This is a genomic window from Providencia sp. JGM181 (assembly GCF_018257375.1).
GTDB classification, from domain to species: Bacteria; Pseudomonadota; Gammaproteobacteria; order Enterobacterales; family Enterobacteriaceae; genus Providencia; species Providencia lanzhouensis.
Window position 1 is genome coordinate 24056 of sequence record NZ_JAERJY010000020.1, and the last position, 9305, is coordinate 33360.

At 40.8% G+C, this 9305-nt stretch carries 8 protein-coding genes; 2 read left to right on the forward strand and 6 right to left on the reverse strand.

Going from position 1 to position 9305, the window contains the following annotated elements; genetic code table 11:
* The first annotated feature begins 121 nt into the window (after positions 1-121).
* The gene (gene zntB, locus JK188_RS04860; RefSeq protein WP_211885366.1) at positions 122-1105 is read left to right on the forward strand and encodes a zinc transporter ZntB; all 984 of its coding nucleotides are present in this window, start codon (positions 122-124) and stop codon (positions 1103-1105) included.
* 267 nt (positions 1106-1372) lie between these two features.
* On the opposite strand, the gene ttcA is transcribed toward zntB, so the two are convergent.
* On the reverse strand, positions 1373-2314 hold the full coding sequence (gene ttcA, locus JK188_RS04865; RefSeq protein ID WP_336431240.1) for a tRNA 2-thiocytidine(32) synthetase TtcA: 942 nt from the start codon (positions 2312-2314) through the stop codon (positions 1373-1375).
* A gap of 132 nt (positions 2315-2446) precedes the next feature.
* On the opposite strand from ttcA, the gene JK188_RS04870 reads away from it, so the two are divergent.
* Positions 2447-2764, forward strand: coding sequence for an Arm DNA-binding domain-containing protein (locus tag JK188_RS04870; RefSeq protein ID WP_211885370.1), 318 nt, complete (start codon positions 2447-2449; stop codon positions 2762-2764).
* On the opposite strand, the gene JK188_RS04875 is transcribed toward JK188_RS04870, so the two are convergent.
* From JK188_RS04875 to JK188_RS04895, 5 genes are all read right to left on the reverse strand, one after another.
* On the reverse strand, positions 2761-3411 hold the full coding sequence (locus JK188_RS04875) for a DUF421 domain-containing protein (protein WP_036953461.1): 651 nt from the start codon (positions 3409-3411) through the stop codon (positions 2761-2763). The genes JK188_RS04870 and JK188_RS04875 overlap by 4 nt on opposite strands.
* A gap of 8 nt (positions 3412-3419) precedes the next feature.
* The gene (locus tag JK188_RS04880) at positions 3420-3866 is read right to left on the reverse strand and encodes a DUF3290 domain-containing protein (RefSeq protein WP_036953459.1); all 447 of its coding nucleotides are present in this window, start codon (positions 3864-3866) and stop codon (positions 3420-3422) included.
* Positions 3867-4188: 322 nt separating this feature from the next.
* Positions 4189-5508, reverse strand: a complete 1320-nt coding sequence (locus tag JK188_RS04885) for a cytochrome c (protein ID WP_132494990.1) — start codon at positions 5506-5508, stop codon at positions 4189-4191.
* A gap of 11 nt (positions 5509-5519) precedes the next feature.
* Positions 5520-6086, reverse strand: coding sequence for a (2Fe-2S)-binding protein (locus JK188_RS04890; RefSeq protein ID WP_036953454.1), 567 nt, complete (start codon positions 6084-6086; stop codon positions 5520-5522).
* Positions 6083-9001: a xanthine dehydrogenase family protein molybdopterin-binding subunit gene (locus tag JK188_RS04895; RefSeq protein ID WP_154609917.1), complete on the reverse strand. Its 2919-nt coding sequence runs from the start codon at positions 8999-9001 to the stop codon at positions 6083-6085. Before JK188_RS04895 ends, JK188_RS04890 begins: the two co-directional genes overlap by 4 nt.
* Positions 9002-9305 lie beyond the last annotated feature (304 nt).

Genomic DNA, 9305 nt, shown 5'->3' on the forward strand with positions numbered 1-9305 from the left:
TTATTTTCCTTTGCTTAACACCTACTTAAACTTTGTATTTTGATTTTGTTATTGAAATCATTGCAATATTCCCTTTAATCAACTAAAAATACCTTACTTTTCAATTTAAGGAGATAATTGCATGGCGTCGACCTATGGATCGCAATTTCAACACTCTAACCCCGTTCATGCCTTTCAGTTAGATGGAGATGGCGGTGTTCTTCCTATCGATTTAAATGCCACTGCAACACAGCAATCTCCATTTTGGCTGCATTACGATTATAAAAATAAAGAGACGTCTAGCTGGATCCAACAGACTGATTTGTTTAATGACCAAGTGAAGTCATCATTGACGGGTAAAATGAATCGTATGCGGATGGTGCGTATTGGTGATGGCGTTCTGCTGACATTACAAACCCTGAATAACACCGCAGGGCAGCGCCCAGAGCAATTGGTGGCATTTCGTATCTTTATGAATAGCCGTTTGATTGTTTCATGCCGTCACCGACGTGTTCACTCATTAGATTCTGTTATTGATGATCTTAAAGAAGGCGTCGGTGCACAGAGTACCGGTGAATGGCTTGCAGATGTCACTGATGCAATGACCGATGAAATTAGTGATTTCACCGATTCTCTTCACGAACGCCTTATTGAAATGGAAGATTTGATATTACATGGCGAAATTCCTGAACGTGGGGAATTAGCGTTACTGCGCAAACAGATTATTGTCGTGCGCCGTTATATGGCACCGCAGCGGGATATGTTTTCTCGATTAACCGCTGAAAAATTATTATGGCTAGATGATAACGACAGACGACGTTTACAAGAAATTTCAGACAGATTAGGGCGCTGTATTGAAGATTTAGATGGTTTTATTGCTCGTACTGCGATTATGTCTGATGAAATTACGAATATGATGACGGAAATGATGAATCGTCGAATCTATACCATGTCATTAATGGCGATGATATTTTTACCAACCACATTTTTAACCGGTTTATTTGGTGTGAACTTAGGGGGTATCCCTGGAAATGAATTCAGGTTTGCCTTTAGTGCGTTCTGTTTATTACTCGCCTGCTTAATCGCTACGGTATTTTGGTGGTTAAAAAGAAGTCGATGGCTATAAGAAAGGTGAATTGTTCTGGATAATGGGTGCTAGTTTGAGATAAATCAATAAAGGGTATAGGGTTTTAAGGCAATATTACTCCCGCAGGTGAATGCAACGTTGAGCGATGAACGTTGTGCTCCATAATTGTAGTTTTTCTCATATTGAGTTCTTATACAGAATAATTGACCACTGTAATGCCGATGTATTTTACATCGGCTTTTTTTTGCATAAAATCTGAAGCCACCCCTGAGTTTGCCCAGAGGTAGCGGATCAATTTTTATTATCTTATTTAACTTCAATCACATCTAATCGGTCAGCACTGTAGTCTGGTTGATCATCTTCATCAATCATTGGCTGAGTAGGCAATTCTTCGCGGTCAAAAGCCATATCACCACCATTGATCACGGCATCACCATGTGAAATGTTTTTAAAATCAAATAATTCAGTGTCACATAAGTGAGATGATACGACGTTCTGAGTCGCTCTAAACATGGTTTCAATACGCCCTGGATAACGCTTATCCCAATCGCGCAGCATCTCTTTAATGACTTGGCGCTGTAAATTAGGCTGGGATCCACATAAGTTACAAGGGATGATAGGGAATCCTTTTGCTTCAGCAAAACGCTCAATATCTTTTTCGCGGCAATAGGCGAGAGGGCGGATAACAATGTGCTTACCATCGTCACTCATCAATTTTGGTGGCATACCTTTTAATTTACCGCCGTAGAACATGTTTAAAAATAGGGTTTGTAAAATATCATCACGGTGATGACCGAGCGCTATTTTGGTCGCGCCTAACTCTGTTGCGGTGCGATATAAGATGCCGCGACGTAAACGAGAGCACAGGGAACAGGTAGTTTTCCCTTCAGGAATTTTTTCTTTTACGATGCCATACGTGTTTTCTTCGACAATTTTATACTCAACACCGAGTTCGTCTAAGTAAGCTGGCAAAATGTGTTCAGGGAAGCCTGGTTGTTTTTGGTCTAAGTTAACAGCGACCAAAGAGAATGAAATTGGGGCACTTTTTTGCAGGCTTTGCAAAATCGACAGCAGAGTATAGCTATCTTTCCCCCCAGACAGGCAGACCATGATACGGTCGCCTTCTTCGATCATATTAAAATCGGCGATGGCTTGCCCAACATCACGGCGGATTCTTTTTTGGAGTTTGTTTAAGTTGTATTGTTCTTTATTAGTTGTCATTCTCGGTTGTTCTTTCTTGTTTCTGATTGCTATTTAACTTTTTGAAATGTATATGCTTTTTGGTTTTTTGTCGTTCTCGTTGTTTCTGAATTAACCCAGTCTTATACTGACTCGTGTATAAGACTTTGTATAAGATTCTAGACATTGGATAAGACTGATATGTCAGAAATTAATAAACTCACAGACAAAAAGCTAAAAAACATTCATGGTAAAGAAATCTCTAAGCCGGTAATGATAGCAGATGGTAGGGGGCTTTCGATACTAGTAAGCAAAAAAGGTTCTATCTCATGGTCATACTCTTACCGATTTGAAGGTAAGTTAAGTAGGATGATAATAGGGCAATATCCTGATTTATCACTGAAACAGGCTCGAGATAAGCGGGAGCAGCTTAGAGCTATTTTGGCTTCAGGGCATGACCCAAATACCAAAAGCGGTAACTGTTCTGTTAGTGCTATACAAGGTGTGAATCTAACTTAATCTGCGTTATTCTTTCTTTCATATCCATATAAATTAATCCTACCGGACAAATACTCACCTAAATATACTTCACTGATTTTATTGAAACCTTGTTTCGAAATATTGTCTTCTAACCACTCAATGTCTTTGCCGATGATTTCGAGTAAGTCATGGTTAGCTAATCCATCGACGATAATTGGATAACGTATATTTTCATCGCCACTTTGGATAATAGTCAATTGCCCATTTTGTTCGAGAACAACGCGTTTTAGTTGCTCTATTTCGTATATGCCATTTGACCTTAGTTTGAACATCAAATCATTAGCAGAAACACCGTTTTTTAGACATTCTTTAACGTTAACGCTGCCATTATGTACCAAGGTTATAGGTTTGCCGTCAATAATTCGTTTAATAAAGGGATTATTCTCTTTTAAAAATTTAAGGGCAAAAACAAGTAAAGTCCATATGATTAACACGAGGATAAATTGCAGTACTGTTATTGATTCATTGTAAATGACACCACCAATAATACCGCCTAGAACATAGTTTTGAACTTGATCCATTGCGGATGAGGGGGCTAAATTTCCTTTGCCCATGAGGTTTATTTGAACAATCAGGCATAGGATCCCTAATCCAAGCTTTATAATAATAGGTGTATAAATAATCATTTTATGCCTTATTTTTTTATGATTTTAATTTCGGGATTTGTTAACCAAACTTTTTCTAAGCTGTAAGTTTGTTGATCTACGCTTAAATGAATACGGTAATAACGGTCATCAATTTTAATGATGATGCCATCGGATAATTGTACTGAGTTAGAAAATATAGAATTTATATCTACACCTTTTTCTTTTGATAATAACCTTACGAAATTAACCATTTGGGATGATTTTGAGTGTATATTTTGACTATCGGTATAATCTTGATACTGAATGCCTGAAATGAAGAGTAAAAATAAGAAGGCGATAATCGTTAAATCCCGATATTTAGTTTGTAGGCGGTGACGCATATATAGGATGAAAAAAACGATTAAAGCAAATAAAGTGCCAAAAATAATAATATATTTAAAATAATCATTTATATTAGACTGCGCTTGCAAGTAATCTATCCCATAAAAATTCATATAAAAATCATTCCTGATTGTTCACTATATCCATCTTTATTATAGTGACTTATTCGCATTTTAGCTCTGATATTAAAATCTAATTTTGAGTTGTCAGTCATTACCCAAGATCTGTCATTGATTTTTATGTTGAAGTTAAAAATTGTCGATGGTTTCAGTATTTATCAAAGGAAGCATTTTGAAAACCTGCTTGTGGGATTAATTCAAGATAGGTTTTTAGATAACAAAAATATTAATGGAGATTTTATTCAAATATCGTAATGAAAATAATAATGTCGCTTCCCTTCAATAAATAAGTCATTTGAAGAGAAGCGATGAGCGATTACTGAGCCGCCTTTTTCAGTTTTTCAACTTGTTCGGCAGTGACAGGCTTACCTTGCCCCCCCCATTCGGCGCGCGCCCATGATATTAAATCTGCCATTTCTTGTGGCGTTAAATCATCGGCAAAGCTTGGCATAGCATACATACGCTGCCCATTAGGGAAAGTGGTGGTTGGAATACCCGTTAACACTACACTGATAAAGGTTTCGGGGCTGTCCATAGCTAAGATAGCATTACCTTTTAACGCTGGAATGCCATTAGGGACTCCTTCTCCGGTGATCCCGTGGCAACCTGCGCAGGTAGACATATACATTAACCGACCCGTTTCCATGATTTGACTTACATTACCCACGTCTGGTGAGTTTGCCTCAGGCAATGGAGCTGGCGGAGCTTCGGCTCCAAGTATTTTTCCTTGTTTATCCGTCATTAAATAAATTGCCATGTCATTAACATCGCTTTTATTCATCTGGCTAGTAGAAAAATGAGTCACTGTGCTCATATCTGCAAATGCAGAGCCTTGCGGGGCATTCCCTGTAAGCAGGAATTGGCGCAAAGAGGCGGTATCGTACCCATGTTTGGAAAGCGCTTCGGCTGTAATATCAGGGATGGCTAAACCGGCTTCTTCACCCCCTTGAAGTGACCGTGAAAACTCGACACCCATCATTAAATTACGTGGTGAGTGACAAGCGCCACAGTGTGCTAGACCTTCAACAATATAAGCTCCTCGGTTCCACTCGGCAGAACGTTGTGGGTCATGAGGCGCATTTTGTTTAGGGAAATTAAGTAAAGTCCAGAAGTTCATAAATGGGCGAACGGGTAGGACAAATACACCTGTATTTTCTTTGTTTGGCACATTGATTGGCGGAAGTGACATCACATAAGCATACAGGGCATCAATATCATCCGATGTCGTCATATGGGTAAATACAAACGGCATGGCAGGGTAGAGATTGCCTCTTTCTTTACCAATTCCGTCTTTCAAAGCACGATGGAAATCAGCACGGGTATAGTTACCGATACCAAATTGCTTATCAGGTGTGATATTTGTGGAATAAATGGTACCAAAAGGGGTTCCGATGGCACGCCCACCCGCAGCCAATGGCCCTTCAGGTAATGAGTGGCAACCAAAGCAATCACCAGCAGTTGCCAACTCTTGCCCTCTTGGCAGCAATTTGGCGACTTCTTCTGAGGTCAGCGGTTTATCTAAATCAGGACCGATACTGGAGGTACGAAAAGCACCAAATAGGATCGCAAGCATTAATATGATGAATAATAAGATAATAATATAAATGCTTTTACGTAGAGAGCTGGATTTAGCCATGAGGTTTCTCCCTAGTCGATCACGCAGCCAGGAGTGTCTAGAGCGACTTTCCTCACTGCTTCATAATAGCGAACATAGCCTGTACAACGGCAAATATGCTCATTGAGGGCTTCTTCAATCGCATGTTCGAGTTGGTCTCGTTTCACTGGGTTTTTCTTCAGTTTATCAAGAAATACTGTCGCACCCGTGACGAAACCGGGGGCACAATAGCCACACTGGAACGAAAAGTTTTCGATAAAAGCTTGTTGAATTGGCGTTAATTCAACAACTTTGCCTTGTTCATCCAGTTTGGCTTGCCCTTCGATGGTAACAATATTTTTATTGTTGAAATAATGGGCACCAAAGATACAGGTACGGCTTTCAACCGTTGAGCCATCGGGCTGAATTTCCATAATAGTGCAAGCATGGCAGATCCCTTGCCCGCAACCAAAGTGGGTGCCTGTGAGGTCAAGGTATTCATGTAAAAACTCAATCATTGGCATCCCAACAGGGACATCAATAGGACCAATTTTCTGGCCGTTAATGGTCAGTGTTAGTGGCTTGCGCTCAATAATCGGAACGGCATGGTTGATTTTCATGAGAGTGCCTTTTTAATTTTATCTACCGTGATAGGGAATTCATAGAAACGCTTACCTGTCGCATGGGTTAATGCGTTACTCGTCGCAGGTAAGATAGGGATCATTCCCAGTTCTGCCATGCCTTTTGGTGGCGAAGTTTCTGATAGGGGAGGTAAGTAATCAATGGTTTGTTGCCAAACCGCAACATCTTTTGCGCGTGGCAGAACATAGCGATTAAAGTTCCATGTTCCATTACCTGGCCCATCTTCATACAGTGGCAATTCTTCCATCAATGCGTGACCAATACCCATCGCGGTACCTCCTTGAATTTGGCCTGAAACCAATTCAGGGACAATCATTGTACCGGGATCCATAATCATATGGTGGCGCATGATATCGACCTCACCCGTCATAGTATTGACGTTGAGCTCGACTAGGCAGGAAGCTGGTGTGACCGTAGTTGGGTCAGCTTTTGCGCGTTGTGTTGGTGGGTAATAGGCAATTTTACGTTTAATAAAATGGTAACCGCCAGTTGTCATCTGCTTTTTCAGTTCTTGTGGAGCACCCTCGCCATAACGAACGGATATTGCATCGAGAGGGAGATTTTTCAATCCTACAGTTGGAATATCGAACTCTGCGCGAGCCCACTGCCAGCTTGAATAGCCGTGAACAGCAACTCCGGTGATTAGCCCCATCTCATGGGCTCTTTTGGCTAAAATGTCAAAAGGAATGGGCTTCATCCCACCACCGCCAATACCATCAGATCCGACACGAATATCTGCAAATTCAACATTTAAGCCATTGAATGCTCCTCCGCCTGGACCTTCACTCCAAATGCTTTTGGCCGCAGGCCATAGGGTATTTTCTAATAAAAAATGACCCGCTTGGCGTGTACCAAATCCAATGTAATAAACACCGCTCGATGAACTCATGTCAGGGATCAGCGCAGGTGTCCAATAGGGATCAGTTTTTGACAGTTCATCTTGTTTTTTCTGATCTGCCCAACTGGTTTTGAGTGGTAGTTCTGCAAATTCAGTTACCCCAAATTCAACCACATCAGGGGCTTTGCTGAGTGCTTGCCATACCATAACTTGTTGTGCGGTTGTACCACCGGTACCAATCTCTTGCATACAATGGCGCATTGTTAGCTTGCCATTCGCATCAAATTCAAGAGAAAGAATCGTTGGAACACCGCTAGAACCATAAACTTGCTGCACTTGCGCAAAGCCAACGCCGTATAACTTACCGGGGTTTTTTGCTTCATAATCGACTTTATTTTTTTCACGATCGACCCAAATCGGGTGTTTTTCCGCAAGATTTAACATTTCGACATTGCGAGGGTCACCCGCTATTACACCACCTTGTGTATTCGGATAACCTTCTAATATGGCATTACGGCGGCGCAGTTCAATTGGGTCAATATTGAGGTTATGAGCGATTTCATCGACCATCAATTCAGTGACTGCCATCGACTGTAAGGAACCAAAGCCACGCATTGAGCCCGCTTCGACTGCCGGGGTGGCCATGGCGAGAGCGGTGAGGTCAGATTTTGGGAAATAATAAATAGATTGGGCACCACGTACCGCAACGTGTGATACGGCAACCGAGAGGTTTTCACGGCCTCCACCATTACAATTATAAGTACCTTTTAATACATCAAATTTGCCCGTTTTTTTATCACCGATAATGGTGACATCCATCTCAATAGAGTGGCGTTTCATTCCCATTTGGAATTGTTCATAGCGGTCATTTGCCATACGAACAGGTAAGCCATCAGCATAGAAACTGGCGACCATCGAATAGAAAGGAAAAACCGAATAGTCTTTTGAGCCATAACCGACGGTAGAACCTGTTAATAACACAATGTTCTCGACAGAAAAATGTTTGTTGTGCTTCGATAACTCAGCAGCGGCGTTAACGACTCCTGCAGGAGACTGTGTCGCGGTTAAAATATGTAGTGTTTTGGTTTGTGCATCATACCAAGTATTACAGTTATCAGGTTCCATTGCGCAAGGGTCAATGGATTGTGAAAAACCATGGCGCTCAATCACAAATTTATCGGGATTCTGGCGAGCTGCAGCGATTTCTTGTTCAATTTGCCGTGCGTAATCCATTGCTTTTTCTTGTTTATCAGGGCTTTTTTCTGCCTGATGAAGGGCTTGAATAAAACCACCACCACGATCTTTACGGATCACTGGTGGAATAGAAATGGCATGTTTGGGGTCATATGGAGGCCAAACAGGTGTATTGCCATCGAACCCACCTTTAATACCTGAATCTTGATAAGGGGAAAAGATAGAAGGTGAAAGTGGTGTATCACCACCGATACGTACATATCGCGCTGCACCATAGTTAGCGGGCGGTTTTGGTCCAGTCACCATTCCATATTTTACGGTGTTTGTCGCAAAACGTAACATACGCTGTGCTGCGCTGTATTTATCGAAATCATGATAAATCAAGATGGCAACAGGGTGGCCAATAATCGGCGGAGTGTCCCCTAGAGGCACTAAAATATTGGTGCCATAGAAGCCTTTTCCCATACTGGTGTCTTGAGGAATATTTAAGCCATCACGGATAAGGTCTTCTTGTAAAACAACTTTATCAGGCTGTAAATTTGGACCTAACATTGAAATATCAATGCCTTCAAAGGTTTTATCTGCTTCTGTTGCTTTTAACATAAAGGCATAACTTTGTTTTTTAGGCCAACCGGGAATGTCTTTAGCGCGGTAATCACGAGCAAAATTTTTACGACCGGTGACCTTTTCAACACCATCCCAACGAAAGCGTGCTTTACCATTTTGACCTATCCAATCGGTTGATGGAGAGTCAGAATCGAGCTCCATTGCTATCGCAAAAGGGAGTTTACCCACCATCACTGCAATGCCTGCAATAGTGCCTAGTTTGATGAAGTTACGTCTAGAAATATGACCCGACATAGTGTGCTCCCTGATTATATTTTTAGGGTTTTTATTATGAGCAATGGAAGTCAATAATATTTTTTAGCCACGCATTATAAGATTGTTTTATTTCGATTTAATTTGTTCGCAATTTGATGGCTAATATCAGATAGCTCAGTAAGTTACATAAATAGTATGGGTATCTGTATTGATATATCAAGAACGAGTAAAGGGATTTAGACAAGAAAGTGAATAATACTGTTGGGGTCATCTTAATATGACAGTATTGAATAAAATAACTGAGCTTTATTAGAATGTAATTTATTTAAATGATAGTAATTCT

Excerpts from the sequence above, each read along its gene's own strand:
- zntB (WP_211885366.1), top strand. The coding sequence starts at position 122 with ATGGCGTCGACCTATGGATCGCAATTTCAACACTCTAACCCCGTTCAT.
- JK188_RS04870 (WP_211885370.1), top strand. The coding sequence starts at position 2,447 with ATGTCAGAAATTAATAAACTCACAGACAAAAAGCTAAAAAACATTCAT.
- JK188_RS04875 (WP_036953461.1), bottom strand. The coding sequence starts at position 3,411 with ATGATTATTTATACACCTATTATTATAAAGCTTGGATTAGGGATCCTA.
- JK188_RS04880 (WP_036953459.1), bottom strand. The coding sequence starts at position 3,866 with ATGAATTTTTATGGGATAGATTACTTGCAAGCGCAGTCTAATATAAAT.
- JK188_RS04885 (WP_132494990.1), bottom strand. The coding sequence starts at position 5,508 with ATGGCTAAATCCAGCTCTCTACGTAAAAGCATTTATATTATTATCTTA.
- JK188_RS04890 (WP_036953454.1), bottom strand. The coding sequence starts at position 6,086 with ATGAAAATCAACCATGCCGTTCCGATTATTGAGCGCAAGCCACTAACA.
- JK188_RS04895 (WP_154609917.1), bottom strand. The coding sequence starts at position 9,001 with ATGTCGGGTCATATTTCTAGACGTAACTTCATCAAACTAGGCACTATT.